Source organism: Clostridium coskatii, assembly GCF_001675205.1.
GTDB classification, from domain to species: Bacteria; Bacillota; Clostridia; order Clostridiales; family Clostridiaceae; genus Clostridium_B; species Clostridium_B ljungdahlii.
Window position 1 is genome coordinate 1 of record NZ_LROR01000045.1, and the last position, 22,736, is coordinate 22,736.

Below are 22,736 nucleotides of genomic sequence, written 5' to 3' on the forward strand. Positions count from 1 at the left end.
ATTTTAATATACATCAAAATTCTAAACATGTAAAATACATTTTGAAAAAATTAAAAATTAATTTAAAATTTTATATTACAGGTGTGTATTTTTTCTAATACAGCTTCATTTTAATTTATAATAATATATAAAAAAGAATACAAGTAATGCTTTTCACCTTTGTTTATAACTCTACATTATTATCAACTATTTTTCAAGTAATTTATGGTATTTTTTAAATTTTTATGGTTGTTTTGCACTAAATAGCTGTTTAATTGTCAACATTTTTTATATAACAACTTTTTAAGACAGTTTTTTAAAGTTATACTATAAATTTTTAACATTAACCTTATATACTGTATTTCTCTATTAAATTTATGATTTTACCTACTGCATCCTGCACAGGACTTGCCTCCATATTGTTTATATATTCATTTCTAGAGCTATAGAGTTTAAAAACCCTATCTAAAAGTACCTGAGAAGTAAGTTCCTCTTCCTGGAGGACCATACTATATCCACTTTTTTCAAAAGAGGCTGCATTTAAAATTTGATCTCCTCTACTAGATTTTTTAGATAGTGGAATTAGCAAGTTTGGCTTTTTTAAAGCAAGTAATTCAAATATTACATTTGCACCAGCTCTAGATATAACTATATCCGCTGCATTCATTATATGCGGCAATTCTTCATTTATGTACTCAAACTGTACATATCCCTTTCTCTCTTTAAGGGACTTATCTAAATTCCCCTTTCCACATATGTGAACTATATTATAATTTTTCAAAAGCTCATTTAGTGAATTTCTAACCGTATTATTTATAAACGTAGACCCTAGACTTCCACCTATTATGAGAAGTACTGGCTTCTCATTATCAAATCCACACATTCTCCTGCCTATTATCCTACTTCCATCTAGAAGTTCCTTCCTTATAGGAGTTCCTGTTAGAACTGAGTTATTACCCTTTATGTTTTTTAAAGACTCTGGAAATGTAGCACAAATCTTAGTGCAGTAAGGTGCAGACAATCTATTTGCAAGTCCGGGAGTTATATCTGATTCATGGGCAATGACAGGTACTTTATTTATATGTGCAGCAATTACTACAGGAACTGAAACAAATCCACCTTTTGAAAACACTATGTTAGGTTTTTCCTTTCTTATTATAAGTATAGCTTGAAGTATTCCCTTTAAAACTTTAAATGGATCAGTAAAATTCTTTATATCAAAATATCTTCGAAGTTTACCACTGGATATTATATGATATTCTATTTTTTGATCTTCTATTATTTTTCTTTCAATTCCGTTTTCGGTTCCTATATACTGTATGTTATATCCTAGTTCTTTTAATCTTGGAACTAAGGCCAGATTAGGCGTAACATGTCCAGCAGAGCCTCCACCTGTAAGTATTATTTTTTTCAAGTTCTATTTCCTCCTCGTACAATTTTTCCAACTCCTAGATTTATTATAGTAATTATTTATACTTTGTACAACAATAGAAGCAATATACATATTTATTACTTAAAACTTATAAATATGTATATTAAAATTTTAGTTCAACATCGTACAAGCTACTATTTTAACATAGTTCTATTTAATTACCATTAAAAAAATAGAGTGACAACTTTAACAGTAATGTGTATAATAATAAATGAAAATCTTGCATGGAGGTCAAACTAATGGAATTAGAAAAAGAACTTATCGCTAAATTAGTAAAAATAGGATTTAACAAATATGAAGCTATGATATATTTAACTTTATTGAGAAATCAAGAAATTACAGCTTATGAAGCTAGCAAGCGATCAGGCGTTCCTCAATCAAAGGTATACGATACAGTAAAGTCGCTTTTAAATAAAAATGTAATTATTAAAAATGGCTATAACCCTTGTAAATACATAGCGTTGTCTTTAAAAGAATTCTTAGATATATATAAAAAAGATACTAAATCTACAATAAGTTATCTAGAAGATAATTTAAATAGTATAAATGATTTAGAATCCATAAATTACCTGTGGCACTTCAATGATACAGAACAAATAAAAGATAAAATTACATCTATGATAAGAAACGCAAATGAATCAATATATCTGGATATTTGGAGTAAAGATTACAATAATTTATATGATGAATTATTAGATGCTAAAAAAAGAAATATTAAAATAGTTTCCGTACTATATGGTAAAGTTGATGAAATAGGAAAAGTATTTTATCATGAAATGGATGGCATGAAAGAAGATGCTGCATTAAATGGAAGATGGCTTAGCTTAGTAATAGATCATAAAGAATGTTTGTTTTCAATATTTCAAGCCGACAACACAAGCTACTGTATATGGACCCAAAATAAGCCTTTTATGCTTGTAACTGAATGTTTTATAACTCATGATATATTTATTTCAGAAATATATTCCAAGCACAAAAAAGAACTTGATAAAGAATTTGGTCCTAATCTAAAAAGTATAAGGGATAATCTGGAAATAGGCTAACATTATCTTATTTCCAATTATCACCTTAATTATACCATGTGAATGCACTTCAACTGTTACATAACATTGCTTTGACAATTTCTTTGTTCAATTTCATCACGTTTTAAATAGCTGGATTGTTTCTAACAACTTTTTACTCATATTATTAATTTTTCTTATATTGTTAGATATCTTTTCCATACTAGCAAACTGTTCCTGCATTGAGGCGCTTACCTCTTCCGATGCTGCTGATTGCTGCTCACTAATATTAGATACATTCTCCATATTTTCAATTACTTCTATTTTACTCTTTCTCATATTATCAGTTTCATCATTTAGCAAATTGATTTGACGTATTAAATTATTAGAACAACTTATTACATCCTCAAAATTATTAATTGTACTTTTTAGCTTTACATTTGTACTTTCCGATATAGCGGTAGTATTAGCCATTTGAACTTTTACCAAATTAATTATATCATCAATTTCATTTATAGCACTTTTTATTTTTTTTGATGAATCTGAAGAATCATTAGACAATTTTCTTATTTCATCAGCCACTACTCCAAAACCTTTACCTGCATCTCCTACTTTTACAGCTTCAATAGAAGCATTCAATGACAAAAGGTTAGTTTCTTTAGATATGGACTCTATAACTTGATTAATATCTTCCAGATATTTAAATTTTTCTGTTAAATCCTTTACTTTTTCACTCATAACCCTAATGGAATTATTATTTTCCTCAAATTTTGCTTTAAGTTCTCTAGCAGCAGTTAATCCAAGTTCATTTTTATCTTTGCTTTTATTTGTTTCATTAACCATACTTCTCACATTACTATCTATATTATTTATGCTTTTTCCTAGAGAATTAACTTTTTCTAAGGTAATTGTCATATTTTTAGCTTGTTCTACACTTCCATTTGATATTTCCTCCATAGAATCTGTAACAATTTTACTTGTCTCTGTAACTTCACATATGCTTTTATCTGACTCATCGTTTTCAGTCTGTAAATTGTAAATCATTTGTTTTACATTTTTTATAAATTTTTGCTGTTTAGTAATCATGGTATTAAAACTGCCAACAAGATCACCTATTTCATCTTTAGCTTTAATATCTAGCGTTTCTCTGTAATCTCCATCAGCTAATAATTTAGTTTGCTCCTTAAATCTAAATATTGCTTTTAAAATTCTATTAATAATATATATTGAAATTAAAGAACTTATAATGATAGAAATAATAAACGAAATAATAAATCCTAAGATAAGTTTTGATAAAGGCTTTATTATTTCTATTTCAGGAATAGATAACACAAGAAGCCATCCTGTAGAACTTATTTTATCATAGACAAAATACTTGTTTTGTGAATCATAATCCTTTCCTTTAATTAATCCTTTACTTTCATTTTTAGATTTATTGGCTATACTTGTATAAGTATAATTTTTTACACTACCCATATTTACATTCTTATTTGAAGATGGCAAAAAATTTTTATTCTTATGAATAATAAAATCATTATCTGCATCAACTAAAAATACATAGTCATTTTCACCAATTTTATATTTTTGTGTAATATTCATAAGGTAGTCCAAATATAAATCCTCACCTATAACGCCTACAATTTTCCCATTAATTTTGATAGGCATCAAAATAGAAATAATACTTTTTTTGGTAGCTTCATCTATATATGGTTTTGTATACACTAGCTTATTTTCATTCACAGCTTGGCTATACCATTTTTGTTTTGTCACATCATAACCTTGTGGTGGTATCCAATTATCACTTCCAAAATATCTTTTATCACTAAGGCCAACGTAATAAGCAATAACATATTTTTGCGATTGTTGTTTCATATGTAAATAATCTTTCATATTGGTTGCATCAAAATTATTATAAAACTGTATATCTTCAGCCATTTGTTCTATAGCTTTTCCTTGACCTTCAATCCAATTATTTATATTATTAGAAACATTGCTACATGATATAGAAGCCTTTTGATTAAATTGGTCGTATAATATCTTTTCGCATACATTAAAGCTTATGACAGAACTTAGTAGTAAACAAATAAAGTACACTATAATAATTATAGCAGTTCCCTTAAATTTTAAAGAATTTAACTTAATTTTCAAAATTCATATCCCCTCTATAAACAATAGGAACATTTCTTTTGGTATACTAAAATTGTATAATTATAGCCCCAATGTAGAAATGTTCCCAAAAATTGTATCCTAGTAGTTCAATTTTAAATTTGATTTTGAAATTCCTAAAAGTACACATATATTTAGAAAAATGAACTCATAGGAATGTGAAAAATATAAAAGATGTGTTTAAATTTCATTTAAATAAGCCTTTTATCCAAAAGATTTTTTATACGTTGTTATGCCTATATGCTAGCACATAATACTCTATCTGTTGATTTTATTGTTGTTCCACTTTTTCCATTTAACGCATCTTTTGTTTTATCAAGTGATGCTATTATAGCTTTTCTTCCTTCTTTAGAAGAAACAAACTTCATGGTAGCTTTAACTTTAGGCAGCATACTTCCAGGAGCAAATTGGCTTTCTTCTATATATTTTTTTCCTTCTTCTATTGTCATCGTATCTAAATCAATTTGATTTGGTTTGCCAAAATTAATTGCAATTTTGTCTACTGCTGTTAAAATCATAAGTACATCTGCATCCAAATCTTCTGCAAGTTTTTCTGCAGCAAAATCTTTATCTATAACTGCTGCTACTCCTTCTAGTTCATCATTTCTATTTTTAACTACAGGTACTCCACCGCCACCAACGGTAATTAATACTTGTCCATCGTTAAATAACTTTTTAATAGTACTAATCTCTACTATTTCCTTAGGTTGTGGCGATGCTACAACTCTTCTATAGCCTCTTCCTGCATCTTCCTTCATCTTATATCCTTTTTCACTAACAATTTTTTCAGCTTCTTCTTTAGTATAGAAAGGTCCAATTGGTTTTGTTGGATTTTTAAATCCTTCGTCATCTTTATCCACAACAACTTGAGTAACTACAGAAGTAACTGGTTTACTTATACCTCTCTTTACCAATTCACATCTTAGTGCCTGTTGAATATGATATCCTATCATTCCCTGACTCATGGCTCCACATACATCAAAAGGCATAGCTGGTGTTACTTTACTAGCATATTCATTTTGTATAACTATTCTCCCAACTTGTGGCCCATTACCATGGACAATTACAATCTGATGTCCTTCTTCAATCATATCTGCTAAATAAACTGCTGTCTTTTTTATTACATCCAATTGTGCTTCAGCTGTAGCTGGTGCTCCTTCTTTTTGCAGTGCATTTCCGCCTAAAGCTACTACTATTTTCATTATTACTCCTCCTAAATCAAAATATATTTAACAATACGTCTCTTTATTTATCAACTTATTGACAATTTACCTGTTGCTAGCATAACTACTGCAACTATTCCTGCTACTAAGAAAATTAGTGCTATCACTTTCTCATATGATAAGAAAATATAATCTTTCTTCTTATTACTATTGTTCTCTTTGCTGGCAATTGTAAATGCAACTATGCCAATAGCAAAAAGTATAGTTTCTAACAAAACGTATTTTAACCCTGCTGCATATACTAACCATGCTGTGTATATAGTTGCAACTGATGCAATTATAATATTTTTAGTTCTTCCATTTTCTTCTTTACTCATTAATTCAAATTTTAGCCCAAACAGTGCACTAAGAAAATAAGGAATTAATATAGCTCCACTTGCTATTGAATATAGTATTTGATAGGTACTACTAGAAAACAGTGTTAGTATAAGTGAAATTTCTACTAATATATTAGTAATCCATAAAGAATTTACTGCTGATCCATTTTTATTTTCTTTAGCAAATACTTTCGGGAACATACCATCTTTTGCAGCTATATACGGAATTTCTGCTGCCAAAAGAGTCCAACCTAAAGTTGCTCCTAACAAAGAAATTACCAATCCTAAATTTATTACGATTGCTCCCCACTTTCCAACAACACTTTCAAGTACATATGCCATTGATGGAGTGTCTAAAGCAGAAAGGCGAGCCCTATTCATTATTCCTAAAGATAATAGTGTTATTAAAATATATATGACTAATGTTCCAACCAAGCCTATTACTGTAGCTTTTCCTACATCACTTCTTCTTTTAGCTCTACCTGAAACAACTACAGCTCCTTCAATTCCTATAAAAACCCATAATGTTACTAACATGGTACTTTTAACTTGAGCTACAACTCCCCCTAGGCTAGGAGTAGAACCACCCCAAAAATCTAAGGTAAATATATTAACTTTAAACATTATGATAGCTATAATTATAAATAGGAATATTGGCACTAACTTTGCAATTGTAGTGATAACATTTACTATAGCAGCTTGTTTTACTCCTTTTAATATCAAACCTTGAATAAGCCACAACATAATAGATGCACAAACAACAGATGCTAAATTATTTCCTTTTCCGAATACAGGAAAAAAGTATCCAACAGCTCCAAACATCATTACCAAATAAGATACATTACCAATTAATGCACTTAACCAATATCCCCAAGCTGAATTAAATCCCATGTAATCTCCAAAACCAGCTTTAGCATAACTATATATACCACCATTTAAATCTGGTCTTTTCATTGAAAGATTTTGATATACAAAAGCTAATGCTATCATACCAATTCCAGTAATTAACCATCCTATAATAATTGCACCTGCACTAGCTCCTTTTGCCATATCACCTGGTAGCGAAAACGCTCCTCCACCAATCATTGAGCCGATAACTAATGCTATAAGTGAAAATAACCCCAATTTATTATTTTCTGACAATTCATTATCTTCTACTAGTTTATTATCTTCCACAAATAAAACCTCCTAATTGTTTTATGAACTATATTGTTATTTTTATAACAATATAGTTCATAAACTATTTTATTAATCTCCTAAAGTAGCAACCATGACAGCTTTTATTGTGTGCATTCTATTTTCTGCTTCATCAAATACTACAGAATATTTACTTTCAAATACTTCATCTGTAACTTCCATTTCATTTAAACCAAATTTATCATGTATTTGTTTTCCAACTTTAGTTTTTAAATCATGAAATGCAGGAAGGCAATGTTCAAATATAACTTTTTCATTTCCTGTCATCTTTATCATATCCATGTTAATCTGATAAGGTTTCAATAGTTTTATTCTCTGTTCCCAAACTTCATCAGGTTCACCCATTGATACCCAAACATCAGTATAAAGGACATCTGCACCTTTTACACCTTTAGCAACATCATCAGTTATTGTTATTTTAGCTCCGCTCTTTGCAGCTTCTTCTTTGCATTTATTTACTAATTCTTCTTTTGGGAATAATTCTTTTGGTGTTACTATTCTAAAATCCATTCCCATTTTAGAAGCACCAATCATAAGTGCATTTGCAACGTTATTTCTTCCATCACCAGAATAAACAAATGTCATCTTATTATATGGCTTATTTAAATGTTCACTAGCTGTTAAAAAGTCAGCTAAAACTTGTGTTGGATGATCTGCGTCTGTCAATCCATTCCAAACTGGAACTCCTGAATATTTTGCTAAATCTTCAACAGTTTCTTGTGCATATCCTCTGTATTCTATACCATCAAACATCTTTCCTAAAACTCTTGCAGTATCTGCAGCGGACTCTTTCTTTCCCATTTGACTTCCTGTTGGTCCAAGATAAGTAACATGAGCTCCTTGATCCTGTGCAGCAACCTGAAATGAACATCTTGTTCTTGTAGAATCTTTTTCAAATAAAAGAACTACATTTTTTCCCTTTAACTTTTGTTCTTCATTTCCTAGGTATTTAGCTCTCTTTAAATCTCTAGCAAGATCAAGCATAAAGTTTATTTCTTTCTGTGAAAAGTCCATTAATGTTAAAAAGCTTCTATTTCTTAAATTAAATCCCATGTCAATTTCTCCTTATTCGGTAATTGTTTTAAATTTTATTTTCTAATTTGTTATAACTTATCTTGTTATACTATATTAACTATTGAAATTATAAATTTTCTCTCCAAAGTGGCATACTCATACATCTTGGGCCGCCTCTTCCTCTTGACAACTCTGATGATGGCATAATATTAAGTTTTACTCCATACTCTTCAAGCAGCTTATTTGTAACATGATTTCTAGAATAAACTACTACTTCACCTGGGGCAATAGCTAATGTATTGGAACCATCATTCCACTGTTCTCTTGCAGCATGTATTTTGTCACCACCGCCACATCTTATTAACGTAATCTTTCTTCCAAGATATTTTTCCAATACTTCTTCTAATTCAATATTTTGTTTTACTACTTTTAATCCACTTGAACTATCTTTATCTTTTGTTATTTCATAAACAACCAAAGGTCCTTCAATTTCAGGATGAACAGTAAACTTATCATAATCAACCATAGTGAACACAGTATCTAAATGCATAAATGCCCTCGATACAGGAATCTGGAATGCTAAAATTGTCTTAAAGCTATTTCCTTTACAGAACAATTTTCTACAAACTTTTTCTATTGAAGCAGAATCAGTTCTCTGAGAAATTCCAATAGCCAAAGTTTCCTTATTTAATATTAATTCGTCTCCACCTTCAATAGATGTATTTTCGTCTCTATCAAACCAAAGTGGTATATTACAATCCTTAAATCTAGGATGATATCTAAATATATATTTAGCAAATATAGTTTCTCTATTTCTAGTTTCTGTTCTCATATGGTTTAATGTAATACCATTTCCTATAGTTGCAAATGGATCTCTTGTAAAATATAGATTTGGCATTGGGTCACATATAAATGGATATGAATCATTTACTTGATCATATAAGGAAAACCTCTTATAATCTTTGAGCTCTTCTTTTCTAACTCCTGCCATCATTTTATCAATCATATCTTTATTAGATAATCTTAAAAAATACTCTGTAAGCGCCTCTTTTAATGCAGGGCTTTCTACTTTAGCTTCATCTATAAATTCGCTAATAAAATTAAGTTTAGTATCTGTGTCATATAGAGATTCTGCTGCCAAATTCTCCAAGTAAAGAACTTCAACACCTTTATTTCTTAATATATCAGCAAATGCATCATGTTCCTGCTGGGCTATTTTCAAGTAAGGAATATCATCAAATAATAGCCTATTTAATAATTCTGGAGTAAGATTTTCTATCTCTTGGCCTGGTCTATGCAATAAAACTGTTTTTAATTTTCCTATTTCTGAAGTAACATTTAAAGCTGTTTTTGAAGTTCCGCCTTCAGAATTAACTTCTGAATCTTTTCTTAAAACTTTAGTTTCCATCTTAATTTTTCCTCCCATCTAATATTTGGATAACTCAACATTACTTAATTTCAAAGTATGTATATTAAAGTCTCATTTAATAATGCTATAGTACTAATCGCATTAGTAACCATCTAGGTGGTTACTACGGTTATTATTGTATGTTAATAAGATAACGTTGTCAATCCTTATTTTTCTATTTTTTTTGATTTTTTGACATACTTATACATGTATTTGAATGTTTATTATTCATAAAAATGACATTTATTATTCCTACTGGATTTTCATATGCATATTTTTTATAAATATTCAAAAAATTTTTTATAAAAAAATAAAATTTAGGAAGATAATCTTAAGATATCCTCCTAAATTTTATTTTAGAAATTATACATATTTTAATAATTTAAAGTACTATGCTTAATTCCATATAAAAAGTAAATTGCTAAACCAACTATTGTCCAAATTAGAAACCTCATCCATGTTAAAGGTTGTAAACCAGCCATTAAATACAAACAAAAAGCTACTGTTAAAATTGGTGTAAATGGAACTCCTGGACATCTAAACTTTCTCTCAGCGTTTGGCATTGTTTTTCTCAAAATTATTACACCTATAGATACCATAACAAATGCAGATAATGTCCCTATATTACATAAATCCATAAGTATATTGAATGGCAAAAAACCTGAAAGTATTCCCGTTATAATACCTGTAAGTATTGTACATATACCTGGTATCCCATTTCTACTTGTTATCTTAGAAAATGCACTAGGAATTAATCCATCTCTTGACATAGTCATAAATATTCTAATTTGACCGTATAATGTTACAAGTAATGTTGAAACCATACCTACCACAGCTCCTACACTAACTAATACAGATCCCCAATTAATTCCTATTTGTGCTAATGAAAAAGGGAGCGCATTGTTTACATCTATTTTCATAAATGGAACTATTCCAGTCAATACTAAGGAAATAGCCAAATATAATATAACAATTACTGTCATACAAATCATAAGTCCAATTGGAACATCTCTTTTAGGATTAATACTTTCCTCTGCAGAAGTTGAAACTGTATCAAAACCTATATAAGCAAAGAATATAACAGAAGAAGCTGTCATTATTCCTTTTAATCCAAATGGCGCAAATGGATGATAATTTTTTACATTTATATGTGGTACACCTAATGCTATAAAAATAACGATTACAGCAATTTTAATAATTACAGTAATATTATTTATTTTACTACTCTCTGAAACACCTTTATACAACACATATGTTATAAAAATAATAAGAAGTACAGATGGCAAATCAATTATGCCACCTGACAGAAGAGATTTGGTAATACTATCGGGCAAATATATATTGTATAATTTTAAAATTCCTACAAATACTGAGGACCATCCTGACGCTACTATAGCTGCAGATACTAGGTACTCAAGTATTAAATTCCACCCTACAATCCATGCTATTATTTCTCCAAAGGCAACGTAACAATAAGAATATGTACTTCCTGAAACCGGAAACATAGTAGCAAGTTCTGCATAAGTAAGTGCACATAAAGTACTAGTTATTGCTGCGATTAAGTAGGAAATTACAACTGCTGGTCCTGCCATATGCGCCCCTTGTCCAGTTACGACAAATATTCCAGTTCCAATTACTGCTCCAAGTCCAAGCGCTGCTATATCAATAGCATTTAATTTTCTTTTTAATCCATTGGCTTCTACAGAATTTTCAAGATTATTTACATTTCTTTTTCGAAATAAGCCCATAAAATATCCATAACTTTTACTGGAATTTCTAAAATCGTTTTCACTTCTTTTTTTAATAAAGTTCACAGAATACTCCTCCTAATTATTGATAATATTAAAATATTCATATTATGGCTACCTACTGTAACACTCTTACTATATTTGAACATTACCAATATACAACTATTCTGTAAAATATGATAACCACTACAGTAGTTATCATATTTTACAGAATAATTATACCTTACAGAGCATTTTTTAGCAAATATTTTAAAAATTACTATGATAAAAGTCAAAAAAAGTCTTATTTTATGAATTGAGCTTTCTAAGAAATATTATTGATTAGAAATCATGTTTTTAATTTTTTTAGCCAAACTCAAGGCTGCTTTTTCATCTGTTGTTATTACAAATAATGTATTATTGCCAGCTACAGTGCCAATAACCCCGCTGAAAGCTAAAGAGTCTGCAGCTTCTGCTGCTGCCTTGGCTGAACCAGATAAAGTTTTTATTACAACAAAATTTTTCATAGTTTGTACATCAATAATTGTTTGTGAAAATATAGCTACTATTTTATCAGGAAATAGTTTTCCTGTATGCCTTACAACAGAATATTTCGATTTCCCATTTTGGCCCACTACTTTTGTAATTTTTAATTTCTTTATATCTCTTGACACAGTGGCTTGAGTTACTTCTATTCCCGCACTCTTAAGCTCTTCTACTAACTCCTCCTGTGTTTCTATATCCTTTGAATTAATAATTTCAAGTATTTTTGTATGTCTCTCAGTTTTCATATATAATCTCTCCATTTATCAATTTTAAAAATATAAATCAAGCTTTATTTCTACTTCATGCTAATCTAAAATCTTTCAATATAAGCTGTATATTCCTATTCCCTTTATACTCATTAGCAGAAGGCAAATATATAAAATCCATTTTTAGATTTTTAAAATCATTATTTAAAATTTTATAGGCTGCCCCACTTCCATAAGCTTTAAATATCAATTGTCTAAACTTTTCGCCTCCATCAAAAGACAGTGCATCAATTTTGTTTAAACTATTTTTCAGCCTGCAGAATAGTTTTAAAGTATTTTTGTCCTTGCCTATGAAATAAACCCTAAATACATCCACATTTTTTTCTCCAAATACAGGTGTAGAATTTCCTTTGCCAAAAGGCTCTAATCTCTTTATATCTTCTATCATTTTAAAAGATATGCTATTTAAGGGAACCTGTTTATCTATTCTAATCTTAGGTATTATATCCTTATCTGTAAGTTTGCAATTTTTATTTAATCTATCTCTAAGCTTATCTATATTTTCTTCTTCTATAGACAACCCTGCTGCCAAAGGATGACCTCCAAATTGGAACATTAACTCCTTGCATTTTACAAGTTCTTCAAACATATTATAGCCTTCAATAGATCTACCTGAGCCTTTAGAAAAGTCTTTTCCATTAGTTATTACAATAGATGGTACATTATATCTTTCTTTAAGCCTTCCTGCAACTATTCCTGCTATACTTTCATGTACTCCTTTTTCATATACCACAAGTACTTTGTCCTTTTTCAAATCTGACTTTTCAACTTTATCTATTATTTTATTTAAACTGTTAATCGTCATATCCTGCCTATGAATATTTAATTCATGAAGTTTTTTGGCAAGTTCATGTGCCCTGTCCGGATCTTTGCAAAGTAAAAGTTCCAGTGCTAAAGCTGCACTTTCAAGTCTTCCCGTAGCATTTATACAAGGTCCTATTACAAATCCTATATGATAAGAATTCAAGGTTTTATCTTCTAATGAGGTCTCTTTTATAAGTTCCCTTATTCCTAAATTTTCTGTGTTATTTAACATTTCAAGTCCTTTTTTAGCTATAACTCTATTTTCACCTATGAGATCCACCACATCACATATAGTTCCAATAGCTGCATACTCGATAAATTTAAGTGCCTCTTCCTTTTTTATATTAAATTTATCATAAAGCACCTGAATAAATTTAAAGGCAACCCCTGCTCCACAAAGTTTTTTAAAAGGATATTTGCAGTCTTCCTGTTTTGGGTCAATAACAGCATCTGCTTCAGGAATTAAGAATTTTCTTTTCCCATCTTCATCATCTGAAAAAGGTATATCATGATGGTCAGTTATGACTACCTGCATATTTAATTCCATAGCCCTTTTAATTTGCTCTAGTGCCGAAATTCCATTGTCACAAGTTATTATAAGCTGAATTCCATCTTCTTTGAGTTTTTCTATACTATGAATATTTATTCCATAGCCTTCTGTAATTCTGTCTGGAATATGATATTTTACCATAGCACCACACCTTAAAAGTCCACAGTATAATATATAGGTGCTCATTACTCCATCTACATCATAGTCTCCATATACTGCTATATTTTTTTTCTCTTTTATAGCACTATATATTATATCCACACCACTTTCCATATCTTTCATGAGCAGCGGATTCTGGAGATCTCTCATAGAGGGATTTATAAAACTTTTTATCTCTCCCTGTGTTTCTATTTCCCTATTTACAAGAATTGAAGCTACAACTTCACTTATTCCTGCCATTTTGGCAATAGCTTTTACATCTTTTTTACACCTTTTTAACATCCACCTTGCCTGCAATAACAACACCCCCTTTTTTAGTAATCAATTCACAATTTGTGAATTAATTTAGTTTCCAGTTAAAATCTGTATAGAGGGTTTAACCATAACCTTGTTTGCAACTTCAATTATATCTTCTTCCCGAACATCATCTAAATTATATATATTTGAATAACCATCATACCTGCACCCTCTTTGCATAAGTTCAGAAGTAACAACTTCTTTACAAAATTCAATGGATCTTTCAAATTTTATTTCTCTTTTTAAATTTATACTTTTACTTAAAGCCTTTATTTTAGTCCCAGTAAAGTACCCTTTTAAACATTTCAATCTGTCTATTGTGTCTGAAGTTATAGAAATCGCTCTTTTTACACTTTCAAAAGAAGTGCCCATATTTATAGAAAGAAGTTTTATTCCCCTTTCATTTTTTATGCTGCTTCTAACCTCATAGGCCAGTGCGTTTTCTGTCCTTATCTTATTAAAAAGAATACTATCTGTGCCCTGTCCAAAAGCAGCATTAAGAAGAAGCAGCGCTTTGAATTCCTTATGATTTAATTTTTGTATATCAAATATATATTGAATTTTAGCTCCAGTTATACCTGGTACAATTTCTTCAAACACTCCATTTCTCACTGCTTCGCACAAACTTTTTTCATGCACATATTTTTTTAAATCACTTTTCCATAATCCAAAATACGTGCTTATTATGTCCCTTATAAAGCTAATATTTAAAGGCGAACATACACAAATGGTACAATTTTCAGGAAAATAAAAATCATCATAAAAACTTTTTATTTCATCCAAAGTAATTGATTCTATGCTGCTTCTATTGCCTACTATAAGTTCTCTTATCCTCCTTTTTTTAAAGGAATTTCTAAAAAGAGTACTCTCACAATGCCTATACATATCGTCTTCCCATTCTTTAACTTCCTGAAGTATTACATTTATCTCTTCCCTAAAACCTTTAGTTGAAAAAAGAGGATTCAAGAGCAGGTCGCTGTAAAGTTCAACTGCTCTTTCCAAATCCTCTGAGAGACATGTACCATAATAAATTGTGTAGGGATAATTTGTCATAGCATTTTCAAATCCAAATATACCTTCAAGTTCAGAATTTATCTGATTTTCACTTCTATTTTTACTTCCCTTAGATATAAGGTGTTCTACTGCATGAGCTGTACCTAAATGAAATTTTTTTTCTTCTTCCAGTGCCCCTGCATTAAAACCTATACAGAGGGAAGTTACTTTTCCTTCTCTATATTCATATAACAATTTCAACCCATTATCCAGCATATATTCTTGCAAGTTTTGCCTCCATATGTATTTCATATTTTCTATTTACATTATAATACTGTCAAACTAAATTAAAAAGCATATCTTTCTTTAATTTTTCCACAGTCCTCTTATCTGCCAAATTTTCTAAAACTTTAAAAGCAAAATGCATGGCAGTAGCAGGACCTCTACTTGTTATAATATTTCCATCTTGAACCACTACATCCTCACTATAGCTTACAGGTGCTATATCATTTTCATATCCTGGATAGGAAGTTACCTTTTTATTCTCAATAATACCTGCCTTTTTTAATACTATAGGTCCTGCACAAATAGCACCTACTATCTTGTTAGAATTATTGAAGTCTTTTACAACTTGTATAACCTCAGGGTTATCCCTCAAATTAGCTGCTCCAGGCATTCCACCAGGTATTATTAAAGCATCATATTTATCAGTATTTGTTTTTTCTAATAAGCTGTTAGCTTTTACATGTATCTCATGGGTACCCATTACATCATCTTCAGAATTTATAGAACAAGTTATACAGTGTACCCCTCCTCTTCTCAAAACATCTACACAAGTTAAAGCCTCTACTTCTTCAAAACCTCTTGCAAGTAAAACTATAGCCTTTTTCATAACACAACCACCTCAAATAAATTATAACACAGTATTAAATTTATAATTATACATGTAAAATCATAAAAATAATTTCATAAAGTCATCATTAGTTAGTTTTAAAATATATTTTGACACATCATTTTTTTCTATAATATTTTTTATATCTTCAATATTAAACTTTTTATCAATAAATAGATCTTCCATTTCCTTTATAGGATTTTCCTCAAAGAAGTCGCCCTCTACTTTAAATTCTTTCATTATTCCATCAATTACATTTACCTTTACACATATACTTCCTGCATCAAATCTCATTTCTTTATTATAATTAAACTTAGGAGATTTTCCAAAATTCCATTCCCAGGTGCCATATTTATTGTTAACAAGTTCATTTATATTTTTCGTATCTTCTTCACTTAAAACATAAGTTTTAGGATTTTCTTTTCTGCTTTCAAAAAAGCATTGAATTAACATATCTTTAAATTTTATAAGAGATAATCCTTTATCAATATGTTCACTTATATTTGTAACTCTGCTTTTTACCGATTTGATTCCCTTAGATTCAAATTTTTCTTTTTTTACTTTTAATGCCTTTGACAATATAGTTAAATCACTTGAAAATAAAATAGTTCCATGATGCAATAACTTTTCCTTATGAAAATACTGTGAATTACCAGAAAACTTTTTTCCATCTATTAAAATGTCATTTCTGCCGCTGAAAGTTGCTTTAACTCCCAGCTTATTTAGACAGGATACTACTGGCAGTGAAAAGAAAGAGAAATCGTTTTTATGCAGTTTGGATTTATTTTTTATTATAGTAAAATTCAAATTGCCAAGATCATGGTATACTGCACCTCCACCAGACAATCTTCTCACAACTTTAATATTGTTTTTATCTACATATTCCAGATCTAATTCTTCATAAGTATTTTGATTTTTGCCAACTACTATAACTGGTTCATTCTGCCACAATATTAATATATCTTCCCCTAAATCTTTATATTTCACAAAATATTCCTCAAGGGCAAGGTTAAAATATGGATTATTTGAGTTATTAACAACGTTTATCATTATTTTTTCTCCTTTTCGCATATGTAATACATAATGATTTCTAGATTGAAAATTAATTTATTCTCCGAATATTTTTACAACCTTTAGCCAGTTAAATATTTTGATAAATCTAAGTAAAAAATTCTAAGTTTTTTACAAATTTTTTACTAAGGCTTATATGCAAAATATTTAAATGTGCTTCATTATTGTAAAAATATTTCTAAGCATAAATTTACTATTAAATAGAATACCTATTTAATAGTTTTTTACTATAACTCAATTATACTATATATAGTTTATTATTAAAAAGTTGAGTATTTAATATCTTTATCTTATTTATTTTAAAACTCACAGAAAAGAGTCATACTTTAAAAGAACCAGTTATGTTAGTTCTTTTAAAGTATGACTCTCTTTAAATTTGGCAGTTTAAAAATTTTGCAAAGCAATATTTTCAATTAATAGTTAAGAATGAAGAATTAATAGTTAATGTGGATTTTTTTCGTTACACTACAAAAAATCTTTGATTAAGATTTTCACCATTCGTTTTGCTAAAGCAAAACATTACTAAGAGCTGACTTATATAAATTTAAAGATTTTTTGCGATAGCTAAAAATCATCCTTCACTATTAATTTTTCATTATTAATTCTTAACTTGCGAAGCTTTGCTTCGCATTATTTTTATATTAAGTTAATTTCATGTGCGAAAGTTGAGTATTTAATAAACTTTTTTAACCTTATCATCCATAACTATGAGCATAATGCTTTTTCCCCTTCCTGCTCTATTCTGAAGAACTACATCTTTTACATTTATCTGCTCTTTGTTTCCTTTTTCAGAAATTAGATTTAGCTTATAATCTTTACTATCATTACCATCTATAAGAAAACAATATGCTACCTTATCATCTTCCTTTAAACTTATAGCTGTAACACCTGCAGCTAATTTTCCCATAGTATTTACGGTATTTGCTTTAAACTTTATTCCCATCCCTCTTTCAGTTATTAAAAATATTTCTATTTCTTCCTTGTCACTGTATTCTACATTTACAAGAGAATCTTTTTTATCCTTAAATTTATAAGCAGTAGAACATCCAGCAATCTGCTTAAATTCCATTAATGCGGTCTTTTTTACCATACCATATTGGGTAAAAAAGTATACATATCCACAATCAAAGTCTTCCACAGAAATTATCTTTAATATGTTACCTACGTCTATATTCTTCATAAGTACCTTAATATCTATGCCACTATTATCTACGTTCTGAAGCATAAAAGCAGGTATAGAAAGAACTTCTCCATCTAATGTAAATATCAATATGTAACTTGAAGAATTGGTAAACACACTTTTAGAAGATTTTCCTGAATTTAAAACTTTAATTATTCCAGACTTATTTATGTTTATGTAAAACTCTTTATATTCTGGTTCTGTTGAAAAATCCATCTTTACCGCAAAATCTTCCCCTTGTAATGTAACAAGTGGTGTAGTAACTATATTTCTATCTTCTAAATTAATTTCTGGACTTCTTACTGTAAACTCAAGTCCGGACTTAGTTTCTACTTTTATAAATTCTACATTTGCACTTCTATCAACAAGTTCTACCCCTATAAGTTTTTCCCCATTTTTTAATTTCAATGCCATAAGTTTTGTATAATTTGTGACGAATGACTCAATTCCTGTTCTCTTTATTCCACCAATGCTAGTAAAAAACACAAAATCCTTTTGCAAATTAAAATCTTTTATACTATATACTGCAGTTATATGATTTTTTTCTAAATCAATTCCCTTTATTAAATTATCCAGCTTTTCTCCTTTTTCCTTCCACTTAAACTCAGGGATATCCATTCCTCTAATCCTATACATATCACCGGAATCTGTAAAGAACATAAGGGTATCTTTTGTGCTGGAATTTATGAAATACTCGTTAAAATCTCCTTCTCTATATTCTATGTCTTCAACTTTTCCACTAGAGCGATTATAACTTTTTAAAGAGGTCCTCTTTATATATCCCTCTTTTGACATAGTAATAACTATATCTTCATCTATTATAATTTCATCTACATCTATTTTTGCCTTCTCATCTTCTTCAACAATAGCAGTTCTTCTATCGTCTCCATATTTTTCTCCAACTTCAATAAGTTCTTTTTTTATAACTTTCAGAATTTCCTTCTCACTTTCCAATATTTTAGTAAGTTTTTTTATAACTTTCAAAAGTTTTTCATGTTCTTTTTCAAAAGAATCTATTTCAAGTCCAGTGAGCCTGTACAGCATAAGCTCCAGTATAGCCTCCGCCTGGGGGTATGTAAAATCAAACTGTTCCATAAGGTTTGAAGCCGCATCTTTTTTCGATTTAGAACTTCTAATAGTCTTTATAATTTCATCCATTATTCCCAGAGCTTTTATAAATCCCTCTACAATATGAAATCTCTTTTTTGCTTCTTCCAATTCCCTTTTAGTTCTCTTTGTTATGATTTCTTTTTGGTATTCCACATAATATTTCAATATGAGTTTTAATCCCATAGTTATTGGCTTTCCATCTCCTAATGCTACCATGTTAAAAGATATATTGCATTGAAGGTCCGTTTTCTTCAGTAAATATTTTAAAATCTTCTGAGCCAATTTCATATCTGTAGATTTTTTAAATTCTATTACTGCTCTTATACCACTTCTATCAGATTCATCTCTTATGTCTGATATAGGCTCTAGTGCCCTTGCATACCTTTTGTCTGCAGTCATTTCAGAAATTACCTGAAGTAATTTTGCCTTACTCCTTCTATAAGGAAACTCTGTAATAACTATTCCAAGTCTTCCGCTGTCCAATTTCTCTATGGAAGTCTTGGCCCTTAATGTAACTTTTCCTTCTCCTGTTTCATAGGCTGAAATCATAGATTTTTTACCTATAATTATTCCTCCTGTAGGTAAATCCGGTCCCTTTATGTAATTCATAAGTCCTTCTACAGTTATATCTCTATTATCAATATATGCTACAGTAGCATCTATTACTTCTCTCAAATTATGTGGGGGTATGTTAGTGGCAAGACCTACAGCTATTCCAAAAGCTCCATTTACAAGTAAGTTGGGATATCTTGCAGGAAGAACTTCCGGTTCCTTTTCAGATCCAGAATAATTATCCACCATATTTACTACACCTTTTTCTATATCTCTTATCATTTCCATAGCAATAGGTGTAAGTCTTGCTTCTGTATAACGCATGGCGGCTGCACTATCTCCATCCTGACTTCCCCAATTTCCATGACCATCTATAATTGGCATCCTAGTTGTAAAATCCTGGGCTAGTATTACCATGGCGTCATATACAGAAGTATCTCCATGAGGATGATATTTTCCAAGAATGTCTCCTACTATCCTGGCAGACTTATAATATGGTTTGTCTGGAAACGCCTTTAACATATATGACCCATATATTATTCTTCTATGTACAGGTTTTAACCCATCTCTGACATCAGGAAGTGCCCTGTCCTTTGCAACTTCTACTGCATAAGGAAGATAATTGTCCGGCATAGCTTCTTCTATAGGAATTTTTATTATATTGTTATCTTTTGGAATTACTGTGTTCTTAACCAAATCCATTTCCTCCGATTCTTTCACTTTAGGCTATAGGTTATCTAATAAACTTTCATTAACTGTGAATTATGCATTATCTAAAATTGTGCATATTTATACATATATCTTTTCCTAGGTGCAACTACATCTCCCATTAAAAGTGATACCATCTTTTCAGCTTTAGCAGCATCATCTATAGTTATTTGCTGCAGTGTTCTCGTTTCAGGATTTAAAGTAGTTTCCCAAAGCTGGTCTGGATTCATTTCACCAAGTCCTTTGTATCTCTGTACAAGCACACCTTTTCCTATTTTCTTTTTTGCATCTGGCAGTGTCTCATCACTATAAGCATACTTAATTACCTCTTTACCTTTATTCTGCTTATATACTTTATAAAGAGGTGGAAGTGCTATATAAAGGTGCCCATTTGAAATAAGCTGTCTCATATATCTATATATATAGGTCATCCAAAGGGACCTTATATGATATCCATCTACATCTGCATCACTTAAAATTATAATTTTATCATATCTCAAATCACTTTCATTATAATTTTCAAGTATTCCAGTACCTATAGCAGTATTAAATATCTTAAGTTCTTCACTTCCAAGTACGTTTTCAAGCTTCTGTTTTTCCGTATTCATAATTTTACCCTTAGAAGGCATTATAGTCTGAAATCTTCTATCTCTAGCCTGTTTTGCAGAGCCTCCAGCAGAATCACCTTCAACTACTATAAATTCACATTTTGAAGAATCCTTTAATGTGCATACGGCAACTTTTCCTGCAAGAGGGGCCGCACCTTTACCTATCTTTTTCTTTTCCGCATCATTTATCTTTTTTATCTTCTCTCTTCTTGCTGCAGCATGAAGAGCATTATTTATTATAGCAGATGCTATCTCTTTATTATCTTCTATCCATTCTGAAAGCTTTGTATAGGCAAGATCATTCATCATAGTATAGGCTTCCGTATTTCCAAGCTTTGTCTTTGTTTGACCTTCAAATATAGGATTAGTTATTTTTATCTTAACTATAGCTGTCATCCCTTCTCTTAAGTCATCCCCTTCAAATTCTTTATCTTTTTCTTTGAGCAAATTTAATTTTTTAGCCCACTCTTTGAAAGCCCTGGTCATACCTGTTTTAAATCCACTTTCATGAGTTCCCGATTCTGTAGTAGGAATATTATTTACATAACTTGCTATATGGTAGGTAGTAGAATCCGTAAACTGCATGCACACCTCTCCATGCATACTTAAATCATTTATCTTTCTTTCTCCTTCAAATAATATTGGATCTTTATGAATAGGTGTTTTACTCTCATTTAAATAATCTATAAAATCTAGAAGTCCCCTTTCTGAATGGTACTCCCTTTCTATGCTTTCTTTTCCCGTATTATCAATTAATTTTAAAGTTATACCTTTATTTTGGAAGGCTAACTCTTTTAACCTTTCATCTATTATATCAATTTTAAAATCAGTTGTGGAAAATACCGTATTATCAGGCATAAATGTTACTTTTGTACCAGTATCACTTGTATCTCCTATTACTTTAATAGGTGTTACTGGTGTACCTGGCATATTTTTCTTTAGTGACTTATCATAGGCATATTCAAATCTCTGCTTATATATATGTCCATTTTGCTTGACTTCTACTTCCATCCAAGTAGACAGAGCATTCACTACTGCTGCCCCTACACCATGAAGACCTCCTGAAGTCTTGTACACTGAATTATTGAATTTTCCTCCTGTATGAAGTTCGGTAAACACCATTTCCACTCCATTTTTTTTCTTTACAGGATGAATTCCAGTAGGTATTCCTCTTCCATTATCCTGCACAGACACGCTGCCATCCTTGTTTAAGGTAACATATGACCTATCTCCAAATCCATTGGAAATTTCATCTATAGCATTGTCCAAAAGCTCCCATATGCAATGATGGAGACCTTTACTGCCAGTTGATCCTATGTACATTCCCGGTCTAACACGTACTGGTTCAAGTTTCTCCAATGAAGTTAAGGAGTTTACATCATAGACATTTCTTTCTTTGCCCTCCATAAAATTTCCCCTTTCAAATATTTATATTCATAATTAATAATTCTACATTTCCATCATATTTACGAAAAAAAACCTTCTCAAAAAAGAAGGTAGCTAACTTCAAAATTATTATATAAGTAATATTTAAAT

At 30.1% G+C, this 22,736-nt stretch carries 15 protein-coding genes; 1 reads left to right on the forward strand and 14 read right to left on the reverse strand.

From position 1 onward, the window contains the following. Positions 1-328: 328 nt before the first annotated feature. Positions 329-1,393 carry an undecaprenyldiphospho-muramoylpentapeptide beta-N-acetylglucosaminyltransferase gene (locus tag CLCOS_RS09355; RefSeq protein ID WP_063600784.1) on the reverse strand — a complete coding sequence of 355 codons (1,065 nt, stop codon included), beginning with the start codon at positions 1,391-1,393 and terminating at the stop codon, positions 329-331. A gap of 257 nt (positions 1,394-1,650) precedes the next feature. On the opposite strand from CLCOS_RS09355, the gene CLCOS_RS09360 reads away from it, so the two are divergent. Next, positions 1,651-2,454: a TrmB family transcriptional regulator gene (locus CLCOS_RS09360; protein WP_063600783.1), complete on the forward strand. Its 804-nt coding sequence runs from the start codon at positions 1,651-1,653 to the stop codon at positions 2,452-2,454. Between the two features lie 96 nt (positions 2,455-2,550). On the opposite strand, the gene CLCOS_RS09365 is transcribed toward CLCOS_RS09360, so the two are convergent. The 13 genes from CLCOS_RS09365 to CLCOS_RS09425 all read right to left on the reverse strand — a co-directional run bounded on the left by CLCOS_RS09365 (position 2,551) and on the right by CLCOS_RS09425 (position 22,607). Further along, complete coding sequence (locus CLCOS_RS09365) at positions 2,551-4,560, reverse strand: methyl-accepting chemotaxis protein (protein WP_063600782.1); 2,010 nt, start codon at positions 4,558-4,560, stop codon at positions 2,551-2,553. Positions 4,561-4,814: 254 nt separating this feature from the next. Beyond that, positions 4,815-5,780 (reverse strand): carbamate kinase, encoded by a 966-nt coding sequence (gene arcC, locus CLCOS_RS09370; RefSeq protein WP_013237595.1) that lies wholly within the window; start codon positions 5,778-5,780, stop codon positions 4,815-4,817. Positions 5,781-5,830: 50 nt separating this feature from the next. Continuing rightward, positions 5,831-7,294 carry an arginine-ornithine antiporter gene (arcD, locus tag CLCOS_RS09375; RefSeq protein ID WP_063600781.1) on the reverse strand — a complete coding sequence of 488 codons (1,464 nt, stop codon included), beginning with the start codon at positions 7,292-7,294 and terminating at the stop codon, positions 5,831-5,833. 72 nt (positions 7,295-7,366) lie between these two features. Next, positions 7,367-8,368, reverse strand: a complete 1,002-nt coding sequence (gene argF / locus CLCOS_RS09380; RefSeq protein ID WP_013237593.1) for an ornithine carbamoyltransferase — start codon at positions 8,366-8,368, stop codon at positions 7,367-7,369. 88 nt (positions 8,369-8,456) lie between these two features. After that, positions 8,457-9,737, reverse strand: coding sequence for an arginine deiminase (gene arcA, locus CLCOS_RS09385; protein ID WP_082853522.1), 1,281 nt, complete (start codon positions 9,735-9,737; stop codon positions 8,457-8,459). 374 nt (positions 9,738-10,111) lie between these two features. Then, entirely contained in the window at positions 10,112-11,485 is a 1,374-nt protein-coding gene (locus CLCOS_RS09390; RefSeq protein WP_063600822.1) for an APC family permease, read from the reverse strand. A 314-nt stretch (positions 11,486-11,799) separates the two neighbouring features. Further along, on the reverse strand, positions 11,800-12,255 hold the full coding sequence (locus CLCOS_RS09395) for an arginine repressor (protein ID WP_013237590.1): 456 nt from the start codon (positions 12,253-12,255) through the stop codon (positions 11,800-11,802). Between the two features lie 55 nt (positions 12,256-12,310). Next, on the reverse strand, positions 12,311-14,086 hold the full coding sequence (gene recJ, locus CLCOS_RS09400) for a single-stranded-DNA-specific exonuclease RecJ (protein ID WP_063600780.1): 1,776 nt from the start codon (positions 14,084-14,086) through the stop codon (positions 12,311-12,313). Between the two features lie 48 nt (positions 14,087-14,134). Further along, positions 14,135-15,367, reverse strand: a complete 1,233-nt coding sequence (locus tag CLCOS_RS09405; RefSeq protein ID WP_063600779.1) for a M16 family metallopeptidase — start codon at positions 15,365-15,367, stop codon at positions 14,135-14,137. Between the two features lie 49 nt (positions 15,368-15,416). Next, positions 15,417-15,971, reverse strand: a complete 555-nt coding sequence (locus CLCOS_RS09410; protein ID WP_013237587.1) for a DJ-1 family glyoxalase III — start codon at positions 15,969-15,971, stop codon at positions 15,417-15,419. Between the two features lie 60 nt (positions 15,972-16,031). Then, positions 16,032-17,021, reverse strand: coding sequence for a lipoate--protein ligase (locus CLCOS_RS09415; protein WP_013237586.1), 990 nt, complete (start codon positions 17,019-17,021; stop codon positions 16,032-16,034). 694 nt (positions 17,022-17,715) lie between these two features. After that, the gene (locus tag CLCOS_RS09420) at positions 17,716-20,580 is read right to left on the reverse strand and encodes a DNA topoisomerase IV subunit A (RefSeq protein WP_063600778.1); all 2,865 of its coding nucleotides are present in this window, start codon (positions 20,578-20,580) and stop codon (positions 17,716-17,718) included. A 77-nt stretch (positions 20,581-20,657) separates the two neighbouring features. Continuing rightward, positions 20,658-22,607, reverse strand: a complete 1,950-nt coding sequence (locus CLCOS_RS09425) for a DNA gyrase/topoisomerase IV subunit B (protein ID WP_063600777.1) — start codon at positions 22,605-22,607, stop codon at positions 20,658-20,660. Positions 22,608-22,736: the final 129 nt, after the last annotated feature.